This is a genomic window from Streptomonospora sp. PA3, from assembly GCF_009728995.1.
Classification (GTDB): domain Bacteria; phylum Actinomycetota; class Actinomycetes; order Streptosporangiales; family Streptosporangiaceae; genus Streptomonospora.
On the sequence record NZ_VTZW01000004.1, the window covers coordinates 104,344 to 126,743 of the forward strand.

Consider the following 22,400-nt stretch of genomic DNA (forward strand, 5'->3'; position numbering starts at 1 on the left):
ACCGTGGAAGCGGGTGACATGTGACACCACTGGTCTTCCTCAGTGAACCGGGCGAACTCGACGCCGACACCGTCGTGCTGTCCGGCCCCGAGGGCAGGCACGCCGCGGCGGTGCGGCGGATCGCCGCGGGCGAGACCGTCCACCTGGTCGACGGAGCCGGGACCCGGGCGCGCTGCCGCGTGCTTGAGGTCGGCAAGGACCGCGTCGTCTGCGCGGTGGAGGAGCGCGGAGTCGAGCCGGCGCCGCACCCGCACCTGACCGTGGTGCAGGCGCTGCCCAAGGGCGACCGCGGCGAGCTGGCGGTGGAGGTCATGACCGAGGCGGGCGTGGACCGCATCGTGCCCTGGGCGGCCGAGCGGTGCATCACCCGCTGGAAGCCCGAGCGCGCCCCCAAGGCGCTGGCCAAATGGCGCTCGACAGCGCGGGAGGCCGCCAAGCAGTCGCGGCGCAGCCGGGTGCCCGAGGTGGCCGAGCTGGCCGGAACCGGCGAGGTCTGCGCGCACGTGGCGGCCGCCGGTGCGGGGATCGTGCTGCACGAGGACGCCGGCTCCCGGCTGTCGTCGGTGCCGCTGCCCGCGCCGGTACTGGAGGCCGCGGCGCAGGGGGACGCCGGGCGGCCCGACGCCGGGGGGATCGTCGTCGTGGTCGGCCCGGAAGGCGGGTTCTCCGACAGCGAACTGCGCGCCCTGGACGCCGCGGGCGCGGTCCGCGCGCTGCTGGGCCCCACGGTGCTGCGCACCTCAACGGCCGGAGTGGCCGCCCTGGCGGTACTGCAGGCGCGCTGCGGCCGGTGGTGAGGCCGCGCGCGGGCCGGCGGCCCGCGCGCGTGCTTGGGCCGCGTGCGGGCCGCCGCCCTGCCTAGTTGGTCTCGGTAACGGTGTCGCCGGTGTCGGCACCCGCGCCGGCGGAGGTGTCGGGCGCCGTGGTGGGGGTGTCCCCGCCGTCGCCGCCGGTGTCGCCGCCGCCGGCGGGCGGCGGAGTGGAGTCGCCGGTGGATCCGTCACCCGGATCCTGCGGTGGCGGCTCCTCGCTGGGCTCGACCGGGTCGCCGCTGGAGGCGCACTCGTCGCCGGAGGTCTGGCCGTCCCCGGTGCCGCCGGTGCCGGCCGTGGCGCTGGGCTGGGGATCGGGCGCGGGCGAGGACCCGGTGGCGCAGTGCTCGGTCGTGCCGAAGGGCACCGCGCTGCTGTCGGGCTCATCGGGGGCGGCGGGGCCGGATGTGGGATCGGCGCCGCCGCTGGGGCGCTCGGCGGGATCGGGCCGGGGCGGGACGCGGCCGGGTTCGGTTTCGGCTCCCTCGGAGCCGCCGCCGTCCTCGGGCGGAGTCTGCGTGTCCTCGGTCGGCGTGGTCAGCGACTGCGGCAGGATCTGGTCGCGTACCTGCGGAGTGCCCAGCAGGACGGAGCAGGCGATCAACGCGGCGGCTCCCACTGCCAGGGAGGGGCGCAGCCACGAGGCGTTGACCAGGGCCGTCAGCCAACTGGTGCGCTGGGTGCGGGCCCGGATGGCGTTGAGCGCCTCCGGGGAGGGATCGACGGAGTCCGCCTCGGCGCGCAGGATGGCGCGGAGGCGCTCTTCGATCGGGTCCTCGGGTGGTTCGGTCATGTCGTCTGCTCCAGAACCGAGCGGAGCGCGGCTATCCCCCGTGCGGTGTGGCTTTTGACGGCGCCGCGGCTGATGCCCATCGCGTCTGCGATCTGCGCCTCCGATAGATCACCGTAATACCGGAGCACGATCGCCTCACGCTGGCGGGTGGGGAGCTCGCGCAGGGCCTCGATGACGGCCGCTCGCTCGAGTTCGCCCATGGCTCCCTGCTCGGCGCTGGGAGCGTCGGGCAGGGCCTTGGGCGCGTGCTTTTCGACCACGGCCCGGTGCCGCAGTACGGAACGGGCCCGGTTGACGACCGACTGGCGCAGGTAGGACAGGGCCTTGTTCGGATCGCGCAGCCGCCGCCAGGCGCCGTGCATGGCGACGAAGGCGTCCTGCACCACTTCCTCGGCGGTGGCGGAGTCGCGAACGAGCAGGGTGGCCAGCCGCACCAGCGGTCGGTACTGCGTGGTGTAGAGCTGGGTGACGGCTTGATCGGCGTCCCAGTCGATGTCCACCGGTGGCGCTGAGGCTCCTGCGACCATCGTTTCAGTCACGTCGGTTTGACGCGCGCCCTTGTCGTCCGGTTTACGAAAGGGCATACCTGTACTTCTCGTTCCGCCTCGTCGTCGCCGGGATGGTGCGGCCCCCGGCTGTCCCGCTGCCTGCGCTGCCCGCGATGGGGGGCCGACAGTACAGGGCGGCGGGACGCCCGTCCCGCCTGGGGTAAGGATAGCCCCCGGCGCGGCGGGGAACGCGCCGCGGCGGTACTGCGGGCGGCGGCGCGAGGGGGTGGGGAGACCGCACGGAATCACCGCTTGCTGAGGGGACGACGGTACGAGGCACACCGATGAAGAGGGGCACGACGCAACCGTAGAAGATTGCGGGGACGCTCGGCAGCCGGATGGCCGCAGTCGCGGCGGAATCTCCCCGCCCGCCCGCTCCGCCCCGCGCGCACCACGGGCATCATGCGTCCGCACCTCGGGCATCATGGAGGGGCGCCCGTGCGGACCGGCGAACCCGCCGCCGCAGCGACCGCGTTCGACAACGGAGACGGAGGGGCCCAACGGTGACCACAGCCGAGTCCGACTGCCTGTTCTGCAAGATCGCCGCCGGCCAGGTGCCCGCTGAGATCGTCCGCGACGGCGAGCGCGTGCTGGCCTTCCGCGACATCAACCCGCAGGCGCCCACTCACATCCTGGTCATCCCGCGCGAGCACCACCCCGACGTCGCATCGGCCGCCCGGGCCGAGACCGGCCTGGTGGACGAGATCGTCGCCGAGGCGCACGCCCTCGCCGAGGAGGAGGGCATCGCGGGCACCGGCTACCGCCTCGTCTTCAACACCGGCTCCGGCGCCGGTCAGACGGTCTTCCACCTGCACTGCCACCTGCTGGGCGGCCGCGGCATGGAGTGGCCTCCCGGATGAGGCGGGATACGGCGGACAAGCAGGGTGCGGAGTGCTTCGGCGGGGACCTCGGGCGGCGCGGCGCTTCGGCCGAGGGCGGAGCACAAACCGCTCGGGCTCACCAGGCGCCGTTGGTAGACTGGAATCGACGACAGAGTTCGCTTCGATCACTGCGGCCACGGTGATCACGTCCCCGGTGCGGGGCCGCGCGTCAGGCGAACCCGAAACTCCGTACACGCGAGAGGCAGGGGCGAGACGGCCGCAAGGCCACATCATGGTCGAGTCAACACAACAGAGCACTCAGGTCAAGATCGTGGTGCCCGAAGAGCACATGATGGTCAACCTGCTGGGCTCGGGCGACGAGCTGCTCCACAGCGTCGAGCGCTCGTTCGACAGCGACATCCACGTCCGCGGCAACGAGATCACGATCAGCGGCAGTCCCGAGGAGACCTCGGTGGTCGTGCGGCTGATCGAAGAGCTGCTGGAACTGGTCAAGAACGGCACCGTGGTCACCCCCGACGCCATCGACCGCACGCTGGGCATGCTGCGCTCCAGCGGCGACGGCGAGCGTCCCGCCGAAGTGCTGACGCACAACATCCTCTCGGCGCGCGGGCGCACGATCCGGCCCAAGACCCTCAACCAGAAGCGCTACGTCGACGCCATCGACCGCCACACCGTGGTCTTCGGCATCGGCCCCGCCGGCACGGGCAAGACGTATCTGGCCATGGCCAAGGCGGTCAAGGCGCTGCAGAACAAGCAGGTCAACCGGATCATCCTGACCCGGCCCGCGGTCGAGGCCGGCGAGCGGCTGGGATTCCTGCCGGGCACCCTCTACGAGAAGATCGACCCCTACCTGCGCCCGCTTTACGACGCCCTGCACGACATGCTGGCGCCGGAGTCGATCCCCAAGCTGATGTCGGCGGGCACGATCGAGGTCGCGCCGCTGGCCTACATGCGCGGCCGCACGCTCAACGACTCCTTCATCATCCTCGACGAGGCGCAGAACACCTCGCCCGAGCAGATGAAGATGTTCCTGACGCGGCTGGGCTTCGGCTCGAAGATCGTGGTCACGGGCGACGTCACCCAGGTCGACCTGCCTGACGGCACCACCAGCGGGCTGCGCACCATCGAGAACATCCTCCACGGCATCGACGACATCGGTTTCTGCCGCCTGAGCAGCACCGACGTGGTGCGGCACAAGCTGGTCAGCGCCATCGTCGACGCCTATGGTCGGTACGACATGCAGCAGAACGGGTCCCAGGGCGCGCGCGGACGGCCGGGAGCGCCCCGCAAGAGCACCGGCACCACCGGATGACACCGCAGCAGGCCGCCGCCCCGCCCCCGGCGGGAGCGGCGGCCTGCGTGCCGCCTCCCGACACCGACCACGAGATGAAGGCGCGCTGAGCAATGAGCATTGACGTCGCGAACGAGTCCGGCGTCCCGGCCGACGAGGAACGCCTCTCCCGCCTGGCCCGCTACGTGCTGGACGCCATGCGGATCCACCCGCTGGCCGAGCTGTCGGTCGTCCTCGTCGACGAGGAGCCGATGACCGAGCTGCACGTGCGCTGGATGGACGAGCCCGGACCCACCGACGTGCTGTCGTTCCCGATGGACGAGCTGCGCCCCGGCGGCCAGGACCGCCCCTCCGAACCGGGCGTGCTGGGCGATGTGATCATCTGCCCGCAGGTCGCCGCGCGCCAGGCCGAGAAGGCCGGCCACAGCGCCCAGGAGGAGATCGACCTGCTGTGCACCCACGGCATCCTCCACCTCCTGGGCTACGACCACGCCGAGCCCGACGAGCACAAGGAGATGTTCGGGCTGCAGGGCGAACTGCTCTCGGGCTGGCGCGCCGCTGAGGGCTCGATCGCCGGCACGCCGCAGGAGAGAGAAGACACGGCCCGATGAGCCCCGGCTCGCCGGGTGCGGGACCGGTGGCGGTCGCCGACCCGGCAATCCTGGCCGCGGCCGCGGGCCAAGGCACCCTCGACCCGCTCTACGCGTTCCCGGCCGCGCTGGTGTTCTCCCTGGCCGCGGCGTTCTTCGTGAGCGCCGAGGTCGCGGTCACGCGCACCGCCGGGATGGAACTGGAGCAGGCCGCCGACGACAGCGCGGGCGCCCGGCGCCTGCGCCGGGTCCTGGCCGAACCGACCCCGCACCTGAACGCGGTGCTGCTGCTGCGGGTGGCCTGCGAGGCGCTGGCGGCGGTGTCGCTGGCGGTGGGCTTCCTCGGCTGGCTGGGTCTGGGCTGGTGGGCCGCCGCCTGCGCGGTGGTGGTGATGACCGCCGTCGACTACGTGTTCGTCGGCGTCACTCCGCGCATCCTGGGGCGCCAGTTCGCGCCCTCGGTGGCCGCGGCGAGCGTCACCGCCCTCGCGCCCCTGGCGCCCGTTCTGGGGCCGGTCTCCCACCTGCTGGTGCGCCTGGGCCGGTCGCTGACCCCGCGCAACATCGGGGACCGCAGCGGCCCCTTCACCAGTGAGAGCGAGCTGCGCCGCCTGGTCGACCTGGCCGAGCGCGGCCATGTGATCGACGCCGAAGAGCGCGAGATGATTCACTCGGTGTTCAAGCTCGACGACACCTCGGTGCGCGAGGTCATGGTCCCGCGCACCGACATCGTCTTCGTCGAGCGCGACGCGTCCCTGGACGACGGCCTTTCCCTTGCGCTGCGCAGCGGCTTCTCGCGCATCCCGGTCACCGGCGAGGACGAGGACGACGTCGTGGGCATCGTCTACCTCAAAGACGTGGTCGCGCGCATGCGCCAGGAGTGGGCGCGCGGCGTGCAGGACGGGGGCGCGGGCGAGGCCCGGACCGTGGGCGAGGTGATGCGCGCCGCCTCCTACGTGCCCGACTCCAAGCCCATCGACGAGCTGCTGCGCGACATGCAGCAGCGCCGCATCCACGCCGCCGTGGTGATCGACGAGTACGGCGGCACCGCCGGGCTGGTCACCATCGAGGACATCGTCGAGGAGATCGTCGGCGAGATCACCGACGAGTACGACGACGAGATCCCGCCCATCGAGCGCCTGGACGAGCGCCGGGCGCGCGTCACCGCCCGCCTGCCGCTGGGCGAGCTGGCCGAGCTGTTCGGCATCGAGCTGGACGTGCCCGACGTCGAGACGGTCGGCGGCCTGCTCGCCTACGCGCTGGGGCGGGTGCCCATCACCGGGTCCCAGGCCGTCTACGCTGGGTTGCGGCTGACAGCCGAGGACACGGTGGGGCGCCGCAACCAGACCGCCACGGTCCTGGTGGAGGCCCTGGAGCCCGAGCCGCCCGATGAGGAGTGAGCCGCGGTCCGGCCGCTCGCCCGGTGCGCACCCGGCCGCCCAGACCGACGAGACAGCTGGAGGAGAGTGCCCGTGACCGAGACCGCCGCGCCGGAACCGCTCGACCCCGAGGACGAGAAGCTGATCACCCTCGCGCGCGCCTCGCGCGCCCGCACCGGCGCCGCCGAGGGCGCCGCCGTGCGCGACGAGACGGGCCGCACCTACACGGCCGTCACGGTGGCTCTGCCGTCGCTGAAGCTGACGGCGCTGCAGGCGGCCGTCGCGGCCGCGGTCTCCAGCGAGGCCGCGGCCCTGGAGGCGGCGGCGATCGTCACCGGCGCCGCCGAGGCCGCCGAGGCCGACCGGGCGGTCGCTGCCGACATGAAGACGCCCCTGGTGCTGCTCGCCGCCCCCGACGGCACCCCCACGGCGGCTCTGCGCGCCTGAGCGCGCGAGCGCCCGACACCGCGGCGGTGGCGCCCGCCGCGGGAGCAGACGAGACTGGAGAGATGGACGACCTCGACCTGGACAAGCTGCGGACGCCGCTGGCGATGCCCTCCTACCCGGAGGGCTTCAAAAGCGGCTTCGCCTGCTTCGTCGGCCGCCCCAACGTGGGCAAGTCGACCCTGATGAACGCGCTGGTGGGCCAGAAGGTGGCCATCACCAGCACCCGGCCGCAGACCACCCGGCGCACCGTGCGCGGGATCGTGCACCGCGACGACGCCCAGCTGATCATCGTGGACACGCCCGGCCTGCACAAGCCGCGCACACTGCTGGGGGAGCGGCTGGACAGCCTGGTGCGCTCGACCCTGGTCGAGGTCGACGTGATCGGCTTCTGCGTCCCCGCCGACGAGCCGATCGGGCGCGGCGACACCTACATCGCCCGCGAGCTCGCCGCGCAGCGCGAGACCCCGGTCGTCGCGCTGGTCACCAAGACCGACCGCGCCGACCGGGCCGCGGTCGCCGAGCAGCTGGTGGCCGTCGAGCAACTGGGGGAGTGGGCCGACATCGTCCCCGTCTCCGCCGAGAGCGGGTTCCAGGTCGACACGGTCGCCGACGTGCTGTGCGGGCACCTTCCCGAGGGGCCGCCGCTGTATCCCGGGGGCGACCTCACCGACGAGCCCGAGGAGATGCTCGTCGCCGAGCTGATCCGCGAGGCGTCGCTTGAGGGGGTCCGCGACGAGCTGCCGCACTCCATCGCGGTGGTGGTCGAGGAGATGCTGCCGCGCGAGGACACCCGAGCGGGCCGCGAGATGATCGACGTCTACGCGTCGCTGTATGTGGAGCGCCCCAGCCAGAAGGCGATCGTGATCGGCGCCAAGGGAGCCCGGCTGCGGGAGGTGGGCTCGGTCGCCCGCCGCCACATCGAGGCGCTGCTGGGCACCAAGGTGTACTTGGACCTGCGGGTGCGGGTGGCCAAGGACTGGCAGCGCGACCCCAAGCAGCTGCGCCGGCTCGGCTTCGACCAGCAGACCTGAACCGCGGCCGGCCGGCGCCGCGGCCCTGCCCGGCTAGTCGCGGTGGTCGAGATCGCCGGCCAGCTGCAGTGCGATGCGGCGCACGATCGGGGCGGCGCGCGCGACGAAGTCCCAGCTCACCCGGGCTTCGGGGCCCGAAATCGAGACCGCCGTCATCGCCGGCCCGCCCTGTACGGGAACCGCGAGGCAGCGCACGCCGATCTCCTGCTCGCCGTCGTCGATGGCATAGCCCCGCTCGCGGATGCGGTTCATCTCGGCGACGAACGCCTCGGTGGTGGTGATGGTGCGGTCGGTGGCGGCGGGCATGCCGGTCCTGCGCAGGGTGGCCAGCGCCTCCTTCTCGGGCAGCTGGGCCAGCAGCGCCTTGCCCACGCCCGCCGAGTGGGCCGGCACGCGCCGGCCGACCTCGGTGAACATCCGCATCGCGTGCGGGGAGGGCACTTGGGCGACGTAGACGACCTTGTCGCCGTCGAGCATGGCCAGATTGGCCGTCTCGCCCAGCTCGTCGACGAGGTGGGTCAGGTGCGGCCGCGCCCAGGTGCCCAGCATCCGCGAGGCGCTGTCGCCCAGGCCGATCAGGCGGGGGCCCAGCGCGTAGCGCCGCGAGGGGAGCTGGCGCACGTAGCCGTTGGACAGCAGGGTGCGGATGATGCGGTGGATGGTGGGCAGCGGGAGGCCGGACGCCTCGGCGAGCTGGCTCAGGGAGACCTCGCCTCCGGCGTCGGCCATGATCTCCAGCAGTGCGAACGCGCGGTCCAGCGACTGCACGCCGCCCGAGCGCACCCGGGGTTCGGCCTGGGCGCCGACCGCCTCCTGTGACGTAGCCAAGTCTGCTGCTCCCATCGTCGTGCGGCGGCCGCGGCGCTCGGGGCGCGGCGTCCCACCGACTCCATTTTCCCGCAGGTGTGCGGGGCGCTTCGACGCGCCGTCTTCCCTCCTCGCTCGGTCGCGGGTGTTTTCCGCGGGCCTGCGGGGTGCTTTGAGGCGCCGCCTTCCCTCCTCGCTCGGGGCCTCGCTTCCTCGCTCGTCAGTCCAGACGGCGCCGCGCCCCGCACACCCGCTCGGGCTTTCCCGCGGGTGTGCGGGGCGCGCCCCCCACGCCCACTCGCGCCTCGGTTTCGAATTGTAGAAGTCTGAGTTCGCTATATGGAAGCACATGGGCGGGATCCGGTGCCGGGTGCGGTGCCGGCGGATCCGCGGCACGTGGCGGGGCGGTCGCGGCCGTGCGCGGATGCGACCGTACCCGGCTCGGAGCGGAGGTGCTCAGCGGCAGCGGTGGCGAGGCGGTGCCGGTGCCTTCGGCCGGGGTGCGGGTGCGAAGTAGCGCGCCAGGGGTGGTTGACAACCCCATGGGCGTGGCGCAAACTCACAGTTATTCCTTCAAGTGAAAACTTTATTCTGCATCGTGAAAGTCGAGCACGAGAACCCGTGCGGCGACAGCGATGCCGACACGGCCACCCCGCTGCTTCATCGACCCCTCCCACGGGTCTCCAGCCATACGCCGCGGCCCGGACCCCGCCCGGATGCTGCGCGACCGCACCGCCCCTTCCCGCTCTCACCCGGAGGCGAGCCATGAGCCACTCGCTGCCCTACACCGTCAACTGCTCCCTACTGTTCACCGAGCTCCCCGTGAACGAGCGCCCCGCGGCCGCGCGCCGGGCCGGGTTCGACGCCGTCGAGTTCTGGTGGCCCTTCGAGAGTGCCGCACCCGGCGACGCCGAGGTCGACGCGTTCGTCGCCGCGATCGAGGACGCCGGCGTCAGCCTCACCGGGCTGAACCTGTTCGCCGGGCGCCTGCCCGGACCGGACCGCGGCGTCCTCTGCCACCCGGACCGGGTCCAGGAGTTCCGCGACAACCTCGACGTCGTCGCAGGGATCGCCGAACGCACCGGCACGACCGCCTTCAACGCGCTCTACGGCCTGCGCCAGGAAGGCGTGGACCCCGCCGAGCACGACGAGACCGCCCTGCAGAACACCCTGGCCGCCGCCAAGGCCCTGGAGGCGGTCGGCGGCACGGTGCTCATCGAACCGATCAGCGGCTCCGCCGACTACCCGCTGCTCACCGCCGCGCAGGGGCGCGCCTTCGTCGCCGCCGCGCGGGAGGCGGGCGCCGGCAACGTCGCACTGCTGGCCGACTTCTTCCACCTGGCCGTCAACGGCGACGACGTCGCCGCCGTCGTGCGTGACCACGCCGCCGAGTTCGGCCACATCCAGATCGCCGACTCTCCCGGCCGCGGCGAGCCGGGCAGCGGCGAACTCCCCCTGATGGACCTGCTCGCCGCCGCGCAGGAGGGCGGCTACAGCGGGTACGTGGGGCTGGAGTACAAGCCCACCGGCGCCACCGCCGACAGCTTCGGCTGGCTGCGCGGCTGAGCGCGGCCGCTGCGGACACCCGCGCCGCCCGGGCGCCGCCCTGCCGCACGCGGCGCCCGCTCGGCACCGCCACCCCGCTGCGCCCCGCGTCCGGCGCGGGCGCCCGCCCCGTCCCGCCGGCGCACCCCGCGCCTGCATCCCGACCGCCCTGTGCAAGGAGGGAACATCCATGTCCCAGAACCGGACGATCGCGTTCATCGGGCTCGGCATCATGGGCCTGCCCATGGCCGCCAACCTCGTCTCCGCGGGCTTCACCGTGCGCGGCTACGACCGCAGTCCCCAGCAGAACGACCGCCTCGCCGGCGCGGGCGGCAGCCCCGCGGCCTCGCCCGCCGAGGCCGTCGCCGGCGCCGACGTCGTCATCACCATGGTCCCCGACTCGCCCGACGTGGAGGAGGTCATGTACTCCGCCGGCGGCGTCTTCGACAGCGCGGCGCCGGGGACCCTGGTCGTCGACATGAGCACCATCCGCCCCGACACCGCGCGCGCCGTCGCCGAGGAGGGCGCCAAGCGCGGCCTGCGGGTCCTCGACGCGCCCGTCAGCGGCGGGGAGGCCGGGGCGGTCGAGGGCGTGCTGTCCATCATGGTCGGCGGGGACGCCGCCGACTTCGACTCCGCCGCCGAGGTGTTCGCCCCGCTGGGCACGGCCGTGCTCGTGGGGCCCTCCGGCGCCGGCCAGACCGTCAAGGCCGCCAACCAGCTCATCGTCGCGGGCAACATCCAGCTCGTCGCCGAGGCGCTGGTGTTCCTGGAGGCCCACGGCGTCGAGACCGAGGCGGGCCTGCGCGTCCTCAACGGCGGCCTGGCCGGCAGCACCGTGCTCACCCGCAAGGGCGAGGCCATGCGCCACCGCCGCTTCGAGCCCGGATTCCGCATCGCGCTGCACGACAAGGACATGGGCATCGTCACCGCCGCGGCCCGCGAGGCGGGCGTGCCGATCTCGATGGGTTCGCTGGTGGCGCAGTTCATCGGCGCGCTCAAGGCCCAGGGCCACGGGGGCCTGGACCACTCGGCGCTGCTGAAGCTCGTCGACCAGCTCGCCACCGAGCAGAAGTAGACCCCGGCGAACGGGCCCGCCGGCGGAAACCCGCCCCGCCTCGCGTGCGACCGCGAAGGGGCGCCCGGGTGTTGGCCGCACCCGGCGTTCCGCCGACGGCCCCTGAAACCCCACTAGCGGCTAACACAGTAAGGGTTCAGCGAACATGGTACAGATGCCCGCGATGAACGCGGTGGTCGAGGTCCTCAAGTCCGAGGGCGTCGACACGGCGTTCGGCTGCCCGGGAGCAGCCGTCCTACCGCTCTACAAGGCGCTTGAGGAGGTGGGCGGCATCGAGCACCTGACCGTCCGCCACGAAGAGGGCGCCACCCACATGGCCGACGGCTGGGCGCGCACCAACGGCGCCGTGGGAGTGGCCATCGGCACCTCCGGCCCGGCCGGCACCAACATGATCACCGGCCTGTACACCGCCATGGCCGACTCCATCCCCATGGTCTGCATCACCGGCCAGAACGTCTCGACCAAACTGCACCAGGAGGCCTTCCAGGCCGTCGACATCGTCGAGATCGCCGCGCCGGTGACCAAGTGGGCGGTCCAGCTCAAGGAGGCCGGCCAGGCGCCGTGGATCTTCCGCGAGGCCTTCCGCGTCGCCCGCGAGGGGCGCCCCGGCCCGGTGCTGGTCGACCTGCCGCTGGACATCGCCCAGCAGACCATCGAGTACGACCCGGCCATCGACGCCCCGTTCCCGATCCACCCCGTCGCGCCCCACCCGCCGCGGGTGGAGCGGGCGCTGGACATGCTGCTGGAGGCCGAGCGCCCGCTCATCCTGGCCGGGGGCGGCGTGGTCATCGCCGAGGCGGCCGGCGACCTGCGCGAGGTCGCCGAGTACCTGAGCGTGCCCGTGCAGACGACGCTGATGGGCAAGGGCGCCTTCGACGAGGACAGCCCGCTGTTCGCGGGCATGACCGGCATCCAGACCTCGCAGCGCTACGGCAACGCCTCGTTCCTGGAGTCGGACCTGGTGCTGGCGGTGGGCGCGCGCTTCGGCGACCGCCACACCGGCGCGCTCGACGTCTACCGCGGCGACCGCAGGTTCATCCACGTCGACATCGAACCCACCCAGATCGGCAAGGTCTTCGAGCCGGACCTGGGCGTGGTCTCCGACGCCGGCCTGTTCCTCAAGGCGCTGGCCGACCGCGCCGCCCGCCGCGGCCCCGCCCGGGGCCCCGGACCGTGGGTGGCCCGCGTCAACCGGCTCAAGGAGGAGCTGGGACGCCGCGAGGACTTCGACGCCGTCCCGATCAAGGCGCCGCGGGTCTACAAGGAGATCAACGAGGCCTTCGGTCCGGAGACCTACTTCGTGACCGCCATCGGCCTCTACCAGATCTGGGGCGGCCAGCACCAGAAGGCCCACCTGCCGCGCCACTACCAGGTCTGCGGCCAGGCCGGCCCGCTCGGCTGGGAGATCCCCGCCGCGATCGGCGTGAAGAAGGCCCTCAAGCACACCGACCCCGACGCCGAGGTGGTCGGCGTCGTCGGCGACTACAGCTTCCAGTACACCGTGGAGGAACTGGCCGTCGCCGCCCAGTACGACGTGCCGTTCGTGCTCGTCATGCTCAACAACGAGTACCTGGGGCTGATCCGCCAGGCCGAGATCCCCTACGGCATGAACTATCAGGTCGACATCCACTACGACGAGTACGGCACCGACAACGTCAAGATCATGGAGGCCTACGGCTGCACCGGGCGCCGGGTCACCGAGCCCGGCGACATCCGCGGCGCGATCGACTGGGCGCGCAAGGAGGCCCAGCGCACCTCGCGCCCGGTGCTGGTGGAGATCATGATCGAACGCGAGGCCAACACGCCCCACGGGCCGGCGATCGACGCCGTCAAGGAGTTCGAGCCGCTGCCCGGCGCGACGGCCTGAGCCGGCGGTGCGGCGCCGGGTGGCGGACCGGCGCCGCACCGTCCGGGCGGGCCCCTCGCCCCGGCGGTGCCGGGGTTCTGCTACGGTGGCAATCACCATGCTGTGCGAGCTGCTCCTCCTTAGCGGCCGCGGCGGGGGTCGCTGACAAGGTCGACTCCCTCGCCGCGGGGCTTCGGCGTGTACAGGTCGGCCTACACCGCTCGCTCCCAGCTCGTCTCCCCATTCCCGGCGCGGAGACGCTGGATGCCGCACAGTCTTTTCGAGGAGCCTTTTCGATGGTGCCCAATCAGCAACCCAGTGGCATGCCCTTCCACCGCTACCGCCCCTTTCCGGCGGTCGACCTGCCCGACCGCACATGGCCCTCCGCGACCATCACCGCCGCCCCGCGCTGGCTCTCCACCGACCTGCGCGACGGCAACCAGGCGCTGATCGAGCCGATGGACCCCCAGCGCAAGCACGAGATGTTCGCGCTGCTGGTGCGCACGGGCTACAAGGAGATCGAGGTCGGCTTCCCCTCCGCCAGCCAGACCGACTTCGACTTCGTACGCAGCCTGATCGAGGACGACCTGATCCCCGACGACGTGCAGATCTCCGTGCTGACCCAGGCCCGCCCGGATTTGATCGAGCGCACCGTGCAGAGCCTGGTGGGCGCCAAGCGCTCCACCGTGCACCTGTACAACGCCACCGCACCGGAGTTCCGCCGCGTCGTCTTCGGTGTCGACCGCGAGGGCTGCAAGCAGATCGCCGTCGACGGCACCCGCACGGTCATGCGCTGCATCGAGCAGTACCTGGGCGATGCGCACTACGTCGGCTACGAGTACTCGCCCGAGATCTTCATCGACACCGAGCTGGACTTCGCCCTGGAGGTCTGCGAGGCGGTCATGGACGAGTGGCGGCCCGGTCCCGGCCGCGAGATCATCCTCAACCTGCCGGCCACCGTCGAGCGGTCCACGCCCAACGTCTACGCCGACCAGATCGAGTGGATGAGCCGCAACCTGTCCCGGCGCGAGCACGTGTGCCTGTCGGTCCACCCCCACAACGACCGCGGCACCGGCATCGCCTCGGCCGAGCTGGCCGTGATGGCCGGCGCCGACCGCGTGGAGGGCTGCCTGTTCGGCCACGGCGAGCGCACCGGCAACGTCGACCTGGTCACCCTGGGCATGAACCTGTTCAGCCAGGGCGTCGACCCGATGATCGACTTCTCCGACATCGACGCCATCCGGCGCACCGTCGAGCACTGCACCCAGCTGCCGGTCGCCCCGCGCCACCCCTACGGCGGCGACCTGGTCTACACGGCCTTCTCCGGCTCCCACCAGGACGCCATCAAGAAGGGCCTGGCGGCGCTGGAGCAGGACGCGGCCCAGGAGGGCACGCGGGTCTCCGACTACCCCTGGCACGTGCCCTACCTGCCCATCGACCCCAAGGACGTGGGCCGCAACTACGAGGCCGTGATCCGGGTCAACAGCCAGTCCGGCAAGGGCGGCGTCTCCTACATCCTGCACCGCGACCACGCGCTGGACATCCCGCGCCGCCTGCAGATCGAGTTCTCCCACAAGGTCCAGGAGTTCACCGACACCGAGGGCGGGGAGTTCACCGGAGAGCGGATCTGGGAGATCTTCTCGCGGACCTACCTCGGCGAGGACGGCCCCGTGGGCGTGCTGGCGCACCGCTCGCAGACCTCCGAGGACGGCGGCTACCGCATCAGCGCCGACGTCCGGGCCCAGGGCGAGATCCGCGAGATCACCGGCACCGGCCAGGGCCCCATCTCGGCGTTCTGCGACGCGCTGACCGACGTCGACACCAAGGTCCGCGTGCTGGACTACGTGGAGCACTCGCTCGACGTGGGCAGCGACGCCCGCGCCGCCGCCTATGTCGAGGCCGAGATCGACGGCCGCACGGTGTGGGGAGTGGGCATCCACCACAACATCACCACGGCCTCGCTGAGGGCGGTGTGCAGCGCCATCGGCCGGGCCCACGCCGAGGCGGCGGCCGAGGGCTGAGACCGGCCCGGCGGGCGTGCCCGCCCCGGACGCGGCCGCGGCGGCGCAGGCGCACCTGCGCCGCCGCGGCGTATCGGCCATCTCACCCGGTTCCGAAGTTCTGCGCCCACTTGGTGTCGGTCTCGGCGACGCCCACCTCGGTGTTGGCGCAGTTGAGAATGTTGGCGCGGTGGCCGGGGCTGTTCATCCAGCCCTCCATGACCGCCTCGGGCGAGGTGTAGCCCGCCGCCACGTTCTCGCCCGACCAGGCGTGGTAGCCGGCCTCCTCGGCGCGCTCGGCGGGGCCCTCGCCTTCGGGGCTCTCATGGGCCATGTAGTCGCGGGCGGCCATGTCCCGGCTGTGGGCCTCTGAGGCCGCGGTCAGCCGCGGGTCCACGCTCAGCGGGGGGCATCCCGCATCGGCGCGCTCCTCGTTGGCCAGCGCCACCACCTGCCGGGCCGCCGCGGAGGGCTCCGCGCCGCCCCCGGAGGAGCCCGCAGAGCCGTCTTCGGAGCCGCCGGGCTCCTGCGATCCCGCGTCGGATCCGGAGCCGTCCTGCCCGTCCTCCTCCGGCCGCTGGGACGGGGCCAGGGTGGCCGCGCCCTCGGCCACCGCATCGGGGGGACCGGCAGGTGCGCTCGGCTCGCCTGCGCCGCCCGCCCCGCCGCCGGCGCCCGAGCCGTCCTGCTGCCCCTGCGGGGAGCCGCCGTCCTCGGGGGAGGGGAAGAAGTCGTCGGGTGCCGGAGGCAGCGCCTCGTCCGCGGCGCCCGGAGCGGAGTCCGCACCGGCCTGGGGGTTTTGCACGAGGGGATTGGACGGGGGCGGGCCGGCGGCCACGATCAGCGCCGCCGCCAGGCCCAGGCCCACCGGTACGGCCGCCAGCGCTCCCACGAGCGCCCGCCGCAGCCCGGACCCGCGCCGCGGCCGCGCGGCCCCGCGAGAAGACCATCCGCGCCCGCGGCGCCCGCTCCTCCTCCGCTGTCCGCGCCGTCTCCCTGCCATGGCGTCGAGCCCCCGTTCGTTCGGGATCGTCGTGACTCGCGCGTGATCGTAGAGCAAATCGAGACGGAAGGGGAGCATTGGACGTGATTTGCCGGATTTGTCTGGCCAGGCTCGATGGTCGGCCTGGGCCGCGGTCCCACACGACCGTGGTGCACGATGCGTGCATGCGCCGTGCATGCTAGCCTTGGGCGCATGGGTGAGACATCGGTTGTCCAAGTTCGGGACGTCCCCTCAGAGGCGGTGGACGTGCTCAAGGCGCGAGCAGCTCGCCGAGGACTGTCGTTCGCCGCCTATCTGCGCGAGCTGATCATCGAGGAAGCAGGACATCCGGACCCCGCCGAGGTGATGGATCGCCTGGCGAACGACGACCCGATCGACTACTCCATGGACGACCTGCGGGAGTTCATGAACGACGGCCGCCGATGAGCTGCGTCGTCGACTGCTCGATCGTCATCCGGCTGCTCGCGGCGCATCGCGAGGACGAGCTGCTGCGCCGTCGCCTCACGCGGCGAGTCCATGCTCCCGAACTGATCGATGCGGAAGTCTCCAGTGTGATCCGCGGCTTGTCCATGACTGCGAAGCCCGCCACGCGGATCTCCGACGAGCGCGCACGGACCATGCTGACGCGCTATCGGGAACTGCACATCACCCGCTACCCCATGGTCGATCTGCAATTCCGCTGCTACGAACTGCGCCACAACCTCACCGCTTACGACGCCATGTACGTCGCGCTTGCTGAAGCATTGGATCTTCCGCTCCTGACTGATGACGCGAAGATCGCCAAGGCGTCGGGGCACCGGGCGCGGATTCTGCATCATCCCCGGGCGTGACACGTCGTTCTCCGCCTGCCGGCTGTGGACGACGTGCGCGTTCGTGTCCGGCATCCGCGACAATGGAGGGGTGAGTCTCTACCGTGACGAAGGCGTGGTCCTGCGCACCCAGAAGCTGGGCGAGGCCGACCGCATCGTCACGCTGCTGACCCGGCGCACCGGGCTGGTCCGCGCGGTGGGCAAGGGGGTGCGGCGCACCAAGTCGCGCTTCGGCGCCCGCCTGGAGCCCTTCAGCCACGTCGACCTGCAGCTCTACACGGGCCGCACGCTCGATGTGATCACCCAGGCCGAGACCGTGCGCGCCTACGGCGAGTCCATCGTCGGCGACTACTCCCGCTACACCGCGGCCACCGCGATGCTGGAGACCGCCGAGAAGATCGTCGTCGTCGAGAAGGACCCGGCCCTGCGGCAGTTCCTGCTGCTCATCGGGGCGCTGCGCACGCTGGGCGAGGGCAGCCACGACTCCCGCCTGGTGCTGGACGCCTACCTGCTGCGCTCCCTGGCGGTCGCCGGCTACGCGCCCGCCCTCAACGAGTGCGCCAAATGCGGCACGCGCGGGGAGCACCGCTCCTTCGCCGTGCACGCCGGGGGCTCGGTGTGCACGGTGTGCCGCCCCCACGGCGCCACCCATCCCGCTGCACAGACCCTCCAACTCATGCTGGCCCTGCTCGGCGGCGACTGGCCCGCGGCCGACGCCAGCGAGGAGCGCCACCGCAACGAGTGCAGCGGACTGGTGGCCGCCTACCTCCAGTGGCACCTGGAGAACGGAATCCGATCGCTGCGTCTTGTGGAGCGCTCTTGAGCCTGTTCAACACCTCCGCCGCCACCCGGGCCTACCGGCCGCCCAACCCGCACCCCAGCGGGGCCCGGCCGCCGGAGCTGCCCAAGGAGCTGGTCCCCGACCACGTGGCGATCGTCATGGACGGCAACGGCCGTTGGGCCAAGGAGCGCGGTCTGGCGCGCACCGAGGGCCACCGGGCCGGCGAGAGCTCGCTGTTCGACGTCGTCGAGGGCGCCCTGGAGCTGGGCGTGGGCTGCCTGTCGGCCTACGCCTTCTCCACCGAGAACTGGAAGCGCTCGCCGGAGGAGGTGCGCTTCCTCATGGGCTTCAACCGCGAGGTGATCCGCCGCCGCCGCGACGAACTGCACGCGATGGGCGTGCGGGTCCGCTGGGCAGGGCGGCGCGGGCGGCTGTGGAAGAGCGTCATCTCCGAGCTTGAGGACGCCGAGGAGATGACCAAGGACAACACCGCGCTGACCCTGCAGTTCTGCGTCAACTACGGCGGTCGCGCCGAGATCACCGACGCCGCCGCGGCCATCGCCCGCCTGGCCGCCCAAGGCCGCATCAACCCCGACCGCATCACCGAGGCCACACTGGCCAAGTACCTCGACGAGCCCGAGCTGCCCGACGTCGACCTGTTCCTGCGCTCCTCCGGCGAGCAGCGCACCTCCAACTTCCTGCTGTGGCAGTCGGCCTATGCCGAGATGGTGTTCCTGGACACCCTCTGGCCCGACTTCGACAGGCGGCACTTCTGGCACGCCTGCGAGATCTACGCCAGCCGCGACCGCCGCTACGGCGGAGCCGTGCCCAACCCGGTCGAACCCGCCCCTCACGACGCCGGGGAGGCGCGGTGAGCCCGCTCGACCTCGACCGCACCGCCCTGGACTTCGTCGCGCTGGGCGACAGCTTCACCGAAGGGGTGGGCGATCCCTACCCGCCCGAGCAGACCGGCGGGCGCGTGCTCTACCGCGGCTGGGCCGACCGCGTCGCCGAGCACCTGGCCGAGCACGCGCCGGGGCTGCGCTACGCCAACCTGGCCGTGCGCGGCAAGCTCATGCGCCAGATCGTCACCGACCAGCTGCCCCGCGCCGCCGAGCTGGCCCCCGACCTGGCGAGTATCTCCGCGGGCGGCAACGACCTGCTGCGTCCCGGCGGCGACCCCGACCGGCTCGCCCGGGTCCTGGAGCAGGCGGTGCGCCGGCTCCGCGAGGCCGGCGCCGACGTCGTGCTGTTCACCGGCGTGAACTTCAGCGGCGGCTTCATGCGGCTGCGCATCGGCACGTTCGCCCGCTACTACCTCAACATCCGCTCCATCGCCGACCGCCACGGCTGCTACCTGGTCGACCAGTGGTCCATGCGCTCCCTGACCGACCCGCGCGCCTGGGACGCCGACCGCCTGCACATGTCCTCCGAAGGCCACCGCAGGCTGGCGCTGAAGGTCTGCGCGACCCTCGGGATACCGGTCGAGGGCAGCGGCGACGACGACTGGCCGCCCGCGCCGCCGCTGGACCGCCGCGCCGCGCGCCGCGCCGACGCGCAGTGGGCCCGCGAGCACCTGGTGCCCTGGATCGGCCGGCGGCTGACCGGGCGCTCCTCCGGCGACGACGTGCGCGCCAAGCGCCCCGACCTGGCGCCGGTGATCCCCCGGGAGCACGCCGACCGCTCCGACGGCTGAGCTCGAGGCGCGCGGTCGGGGCGCGCACCGCCCGCCGCGCGTGAGAGTCGTTACAGCGCCCGCGGACCCCCGAACCTACCGTCGCGTAACCCCGGGGGCGCGGTGCATCATCGGAAACCATGAGCGGGTTTTCCACGGGGCGCGACATCGTTTCCTACGTCGCGTTGGGCGACAGTTTCACCGAGGGTCTGGACGACCCCCATCCCGAGTCGGAGGGCACCGGCCGGGTGCGCTACCGGGGCTGGGCCGATCGGCTCGCCGAGCACCTGGCCGCCACCTGCGGCGAGGTCCGCTACGCCAACCTCGCCGTGCGCGGCAAGCTCATCCGCCAGATCGTGCACGACCAGGTACCGCGCGCCGTCGAGCTGCGGCCGGACCTGGTCACCCTGTGCGCCGGGGGCAACGACATCATCCGCCCCGGCGGCGACCCCGACCTGACCGCGCGGATCTTCGAGACCGCGGTACGGCGGCTGTCGGCCACCGGCGCGCGCATCGTCGTCTTCACCGGTATGGACACCGCGTTCCAGCCGGTGATGCGCCACCTGCGCGGCAAGATCGCCACCTACAACATGCACCTGCGGGCGATCGCCGACGACTACGGCTGCGACGTGGTCGACATCTGGAGCATGCGGGTGCTGCAGGACCAGCGGGCCTGGAGCAGCGACCGGCTGCACTTCTCCCCCGAGGGGCACCGCCGCATCGCGCTGCGGGTGTGCGAGATCCTGGAGGCCTGCCCGCCCGCCGACTGGCGCGAGCCCTGGCCCGCCGAGGCTCCGCGCCCCTGGAGCGCCGCCCGCCAGCAGGACCTGCTGTGGGCTCGGGAGCACCTGGTGCCCTGGATCGGCCGGCGGCTGACCGGGCGCTCCTCCGGCGACGGGCGCACGCCCAAGCGCCCCGAGCTGGAGCCGCTGCAGCCGGCACCGCGCGGACGCTGACGCGAGCACATCGGGGGCGGGCGCCGCGGGCGCCCGGCCCCGCGGCTCAGCCGGTCACTCGCCGGAGGCGCAGGCGGCGCAGGTACCGAAGACCTCGACGGTATGGGTGATGTCGGTGAACCCGTGCTGGGCGCCCACGGCGTCGGCCCAGCGCTCCACCTGCGGGCCCTCGACCTCCACGGCCTTGCCGCACGTGCGGCAGACCAGATGGTGGTGGTGGGTGTCGGTGATGCAGGCGCGGTAGACGGCCTCGCCGTCGTCGGTGCGCAGAACGTCGATCTCGCCGGAGTCGCTGAGGGCTTGCAGCGCCCGGTAGACGGTCGTCAGGCCGATCTTGGAACCCTCCGAGCGCAGGTCCGCGTAGAGGTCCTGGGCGCTGCGGAACCCGGTGCTCTCGTTGAGGGCCTGGCGTACGGTCTCGCGTCGTGTGCTCATGGTGCTACGCCCCCCTGCTCGGTCTGGGGAATCGTACCCGGCGCGGGCGCGTCCGCGCCGCCGCGGGGGGCGCGGACGGCCCCGCGTGCACCGCGCAGCAGGTACCCGGCCGCCACGGCCGCCGCGAAGACGCCCAGGGTCAGCAGCACGATGGCCGCCCCCGGCGCGACGTCGACGTAATAGGCGGTGGACAGCCCGCCCAGCGACGCGGCGACGCCGATGGCCACGGCCAGCGCCAGGGTGATCCGGAAGCTGCGGCTGAGCTGCTGGGCCGCCGCCACGGGCACCACCATCAGCGCGCTGACCAGCAGCACGCCCACGACCCGCATCGCCAGGACGACGGTCAGTGCGGCCGTGACGGCGATGACCAGGCTCAGCAGGCGCACGGGAAGACCGTGGGCGCGGGCCACCTCCTCGTCCTGGCACAGCACGAACAGTTCGCGGCCGAAGTAGCCCACCGTGCCCAGCACCAGCACCGCCAGCACCGCGACCACGACGATGTCGCCGCTGGTGACCGTGCTGACGGAGCCGAACAGGTAGGCCGTCAGGGTGGCGGTGGAGGTGCCCGGCGCCAGCCCGATCAGCAGCACGCCCCCGGCGATACCGCCGTAGAACAGCAGCGCGAGGGCGATGTCGCCGCTGGTTCGCGCGCGCACCCGCACCAGCTCGATCAGCCCCGCCCCCAGCGCGGAGACGATCGCCGCGGTGACGACCGGGGAGGTGCTGGTGAGGAAGCCCAGCGCGACACCGGTGAGCGCCACGTGGCCGATGCCGTCGCCCAGCAGCGCGAGTCGGCGCTGCACCAGGAACGTGCCGATGACCGGCGCGACCATGCCCACCAGGACTGCGGCCAGCAGCGCCCGGCGCATGAAGTCCAGCTGGAGCATCTCAGTCACGGCGGGGCACCTCGATGTCGGGAAGGGCGGAGGCCGCCGGCCCGGTGTCGGCGTGCGGGTGCAGGTGCTCGTGCCCGGGGCGCGCGCACTCGCCTTCGGGGCGGGGCGGGGCGCCGTCGTGGGTGATGCGGCCGCCGGAGAGGACGACGCTGCGCCCGATCAGCGGTTCCAGCGGACCGAGTTCGTGCAGGACCAGCACGATCGTGGCCCCCTGCTCGCTGAGGCGGGTGACGGTGCGGGCGAGCGCGCGCTGGTTGGCGGCGTCGACGCCGGCCATGGGCTCGTCCATGAAGAAGGTGTCGGGCCGCGCGGCCAGCGCGCGGGCGATGAGCACCCGCTGCTGCTGTCCGGCCGAGAGTTCGTGCACGGAGTCGCGGCCGCGGTCGGCCAGATCGACCGCCTCCAGCGCCTCGCCGACCGCGGCGCGCTCGGCGCGCGTGGCGCGGTGCAGCCGGCGCCGCCGGACCACCTGCCCGGAGGCGACCACCTCGCGCACGGTGGCGGGGACTCCGCCTCCGGCCGAGAGCCGCTGGGGGACGTAGCCGATCCGGTCCCACCGGCGGAACCGGCGCAGCGGCGTGCCGTGCAGCTCGACGCTTCCCGAGGCGAGCGGCGTCAGGCCCAGCATCGCCCGCATCAGCGTGGACTTGCCCGAACCGTTTGGGCCCAGGACGGCCAGGACCTCGCCGGCGGGGACCTCGATGCTCACCCCGGTCAGCACCGGCGTTCGGTCGTAGGAGACCGAGGCGTCGGCCACGCGGACGGCAGGGGCGGTGCCGGGGGAGGTCCGGCCGCGAGCAGGCACTCCGGTGGTAAGCGTGGACACTCTGAAAGTA

24 protein-coding genes are annotated in these 22,400 nt (G+C 72.7%); 17 read left to right on the plus strand and 7 right to left on the minus strand.

Annotated features, from left to right (window positions below; translation table 11 throughout):
- The first annotated feature begins 20 nt into the window (after window positions 1-20).
- Complete coding sequence (locus FZ103_RS03250; protein WP_186355745.1) at window positions 21-797, plus strand: 16S rRNA (uracil(1498)-N(3))-methyltransferase; 777 nt, start codon at window positions 21-23, stop codon at window positions 795-797.
- Between the two features lie 61 nt (window positions 798-858).
- Here FZ103_RS03250 and FZ103_RS03255 read toward each other — a convergent pair whose 3' ends face one another.
- Complete coding sequence (locus FZ103_RS03255) at window positions 859-1,605, minus strand: hypothetical protein (RefSeq protein ID WP_155998757.1); 747 nt, start codon at window positions 1,603-1,605, stop codon at window positions 859-861.
- Window positions 1,602-2,132 carry a SigE family RNA polymerase sigma factor gene (locus FZ103_RS03260; RefSeq protein ID WP_155998879.1) on the minus strand — a complete coding sequence of 177 codons (531 nt, stop codon included), beginning with the start codon at window positions 2,130-2,132 and terminating at the stop codon, window positions 1,602-1,604. Before FZ103_RS03260 ends, FZ103_RS03255 begins: the two co-directional genes overlap by 4 nt.
- A gap of 524 nt (window positions 2,133-2,656) precedes the next feature.
- On the opposite strand from FZ103_RS03260, the gene FZ103_RS25285 reads away from it, so the two are divergent.
- The 6 genes from FZ103_RS25285 (at window position 2,657) to era (ending at window position 7,733) form a co-directional block, all read left to right on the plus strand.
- Window positions 2,657-3,013 (plus strand): histidine triad nucleotide-binding protein, encoded by a 357-nt coding sequence (locus FZ103_RS25285; protein WP_343233356.1) that lies wholly within the window; start codon window positions 2,657-2,659, stop codon window positions 3,011-3,013.
- A gap of 253 nt (window positions 3,014-3,266) precedes the next feature.
- Window positions 3,267-4,307 (plus strand): PhoH family protein, encoded by a 1,041-nt coding sequence (locus FZ103_RS03270; RefSeq protein ID WP_155998759.1) that lies wholly within the window; start codon window positions 3,267-3,269, stop codon window positions 4,305-4,307.
- A 92-nt stretch (window positions 4,308-4,399) separates the two neighbouring features.
- A complete protein-coding gene (ybeY, locus tag FZ103_RS03275; RefSeq protein ID WP_155998760.1) occupies window positions 4,400-4,897 on the plus strand; it encodes an rRNA maturation RNase YbeY in 498 nt (165 codons plus the stop codon).
- On the plus strand, window positions 4,894-6,276 hold the full coding sequence (locus FZ103_RS03280) for a hemolysin family protein (protein ID WP_155998761.1): 1,383 nt from the start codon (window positions 4,894-4,896) through the stop codon (window positions 6,274-6,276). Before ybeY ends, FZ103_RS03280 begins: the two co-directional genes overlap by 4 nt.
- A 72-nt stretch (window positions 6,277-6,348) precedes the next feature.
- Window positions 6,349-6,702, plus strand: coding sequence for a cytidine deaminase (locus FZ103_RS03285; RefSeq protein ID WP_186355746.1), 354 nt, complete (start codon window positions 6,349-6,351; stop codon window positions 6,700-6,702).
- A 62-nt stretch (window positions 6,703-6,764) separates the two neighbouring features.
- Entirely contained in the window at window positions 6,765-7,733 is a 969-nt protein-coding gene (gene era / locus FZ103_RS03290) for a GTPase Era (protein WP_155998762.1), read from the plus strand.
- A gap of 33 nt (window positions 7,734-7,766) precedes the next feature.
- Here the strand turns inward: era and FZ103_RS03295 are convergent, their stop codons facing one another.
- A complete protein-coding gene (locus FZ103_RS03295; protein WP_343233368.1) occupies window positions 7,767-8,501 on the minus strand; it encodes an IclR family transcriptional regulator in 735 nt (244 codons plus the stop codon).
- An 804-nt stretch (window positions 8,502-9,305) separates the two neighbouring features.
- On the opposite strand from FZ103_RS03295, the gene FZ103_RS03300 reads away from it, so the two are divergent.
- The 4 genes from FZ103_RS03300 (at window position 9,306) to leuA (ending at window position 15,030) form a co-directional block, all read left to right on the plus strand.
- On the plus strand, window positions 9,306-10,106 hold the full coding sequence (locus tag FZ103_RS03300; RefSeq protein ID WP_155998764.1) for a hydroxypyruvate isomerase family protein: 801 nt from the start codon (window positions 9,306-9,308) through the stop codon (window positions 10,104-10,106).
- Between the two features lie 169 nt (window positions 10,107-10,275).
- Entirely contained in the window at window positions 10,276-11,163 is an 888-nt protein-coding gene (locus FZ103_RS03305; RefSeq protein ID WP_155998765.1) for a 2-hydroxy-3-oxopropionate reductase, read from the plus strand.
- Between the two features lie 145 nt (window positions 11,164-11,308).
- A complete protein-coding gene (gcl, locus tag FZ103_RS03310; protein WP_155998766.1) occupies window positions 11,309-13,030 on the plus strand; it encodes a glyoxylate carboligase in 1,722 nt (573 codons plus the stop codon).
- 275 nt (window positions 13,031-13,305) lie between these two features.
- Entirely contained in the window at window positions 13,306-15,030 is a 1,725-nt protein-coding gene (gene leuA, locus FZ103_RS03315) for a 2-isopropylmalate synthase (RefSeq protein ID WP_155998767.1), read from the plus strand.
- 82 nt (window positions 15,031-15,112) lie between these two features.
- Here the strand turns inward: leuA and FZ103_RS03320 are convergent, their stop codons facing one another.
- Window positions 15,113-15,901 carry a CAP domain-containing protein gene (locus FZ103_RS03320; protein WP_343233357.1) on the minus strand — a complete coding sequence of 263 codons (789 nt, stop codon included), beginning with the start codon at window positions 15,899-15,901 and terminating at the stop codon, window positions 15,113-15,115.
- Window positions 15,902-16,204: 303 nt separating this feature from the next.
- Here FZ103_RS03320 and FZ103_RS03325 point away from each other — a divergent pair, with 303 nt between their 5' ends.
- The 6 genes from FZ103_RS03325 to FZ103_RS03350 all read left to right on the plus strand — a co-directional run bounded on the left by FZ103_RS03325 (window position 16,205) and on the right by FZ103_RS03350 (window position 20,233).
- Window positions 16,205-16,438 (plus strand): hypothetical protein, encoded by a 234-nt coding sequence (locus tag FZ103_RS03325; RefSeq protein ID WP_155998769.1) that lies wholly within the window; start codon window positions 16,205-16,207, stop codon window positions 16,436-16,438.
- Window positions 16,435-16,842: a type II toxin-antitoxin system VapC family toxin gene (locus FZ103_RS03330; protein ID WP_155998770.1), complete on the plus strand. Its 408-nt coding sequence runs from the start codon at window positions 16,435-16,437 to the stop codon at window positions 16,840-16,842. The genes FZ103_RS03325 and FZ103_RS03330 overlap by 4 nt, the downstream gene beginning before the upstream one ends.
- A 70-nt stretch (window positions 16,843-16,912) precedes the next feature.
- A complete protein-coding gene (gene recO / locus FZ103_RS03335) occupies window positions 16,913-17,644 on the plus strand; it encodes a DNA repair protein RecO (protein WP_186355747.1) in 732 nt (243 codons plus the stop codon).
- Window positions 17,641-18,477, plus strand: coding sequence for an isoprenyl transferase (locus FZ103_RS03340; protein WP_155998771.1), 837 nt, complete (start codon window positions 17,641-17,643; stop codon window positions 18,475-18,477). Before recO ends, FZ103_RS03340 begins: the two co-directional genes overlap by 4 nt.
- Window positions 18,474-19,298, plus strand: coding sequence for an SGNH/GDSL hydrolase family protein (locus FZ103_RS03345; protein ID WP_343233358.1), 825 nt, complete (start codon window positions 18,474-18,476; stop codon window positions 19,296-19,298). Before FZ103_RS03340 ends, FZ103_RS03345 begins: the two co-directional genes overlap by 4 nt.
- A 119-nt stretch (window positions 19,299-19,417) precedes the next feature.
- On the plus strand, window positions 19,418-20,233 hold the full coding sequence (locus FZ103_RS03350) for an SGNH/GDSL hydrolase family protein (RefSeq protein ID WP_155998772.1): 816 nt from the start codon (window positions 19,418-19,420) through the stop codon (window positions 20,231-20,233).
- A gap of 54 nt (window positions 20,234-20,287) precedes the next feature.
- Here the strand turns inward: FZ103_RS03350 and FZ103_RS03355 are convergent, their stop codons facing one another.
- Genes FZ103_RS03355 through FZ103_RS03365 form a run of 3 tightly spaced genes read right to left on the minus strand, consistent with a single transcriptional unit; the run spans window position 20,288 to window position 22,390 of the window.
- Window positions 20,288-20,668: a Fur family transcriptional regulator gene (locus tag FZ103_RS03355; protein WP_155998773.1), complete on the minus strand. Its 381-nt coding sequence runs from the start codon at window positions 20,666-20,668 to the stop codon at window positions 20,288-20,290.
- On the minus strand, window positions 20,665-21,564 hold the full coding sequence (locus tag FZ103_RS03360) for a metal ABC transporter permease (protein ID WP_186355748.1): 900 nt from the start codon (window positions 21,562-21,564) through the stop codon (window positions 20,665-20,667). Before FZ103_RS03360 ends, FZ103_RS03355 begins: the two co-directional genes overlap by 4 nt.
- The gene (locus FZ103_RS03365; protein ID WP_186355749.1) at window positions 21,557-22,390 is read right to left on the minus strand and encodes a metal ABC transporter ATP-binding protein; all 834 of its coding nucleotides are present in this window, start codon (window positions 22,388-22,390) and stop codon (window positions 21,557-21,559) included. The genes FZ103_RS03360 and FZ103_RS03365 overlap by 8 nt, the downstream gene beginning before the upstream one ends.
- Between the last annotated feature and the right edge of the window lie 10 nt (window positions 22,391-22,400).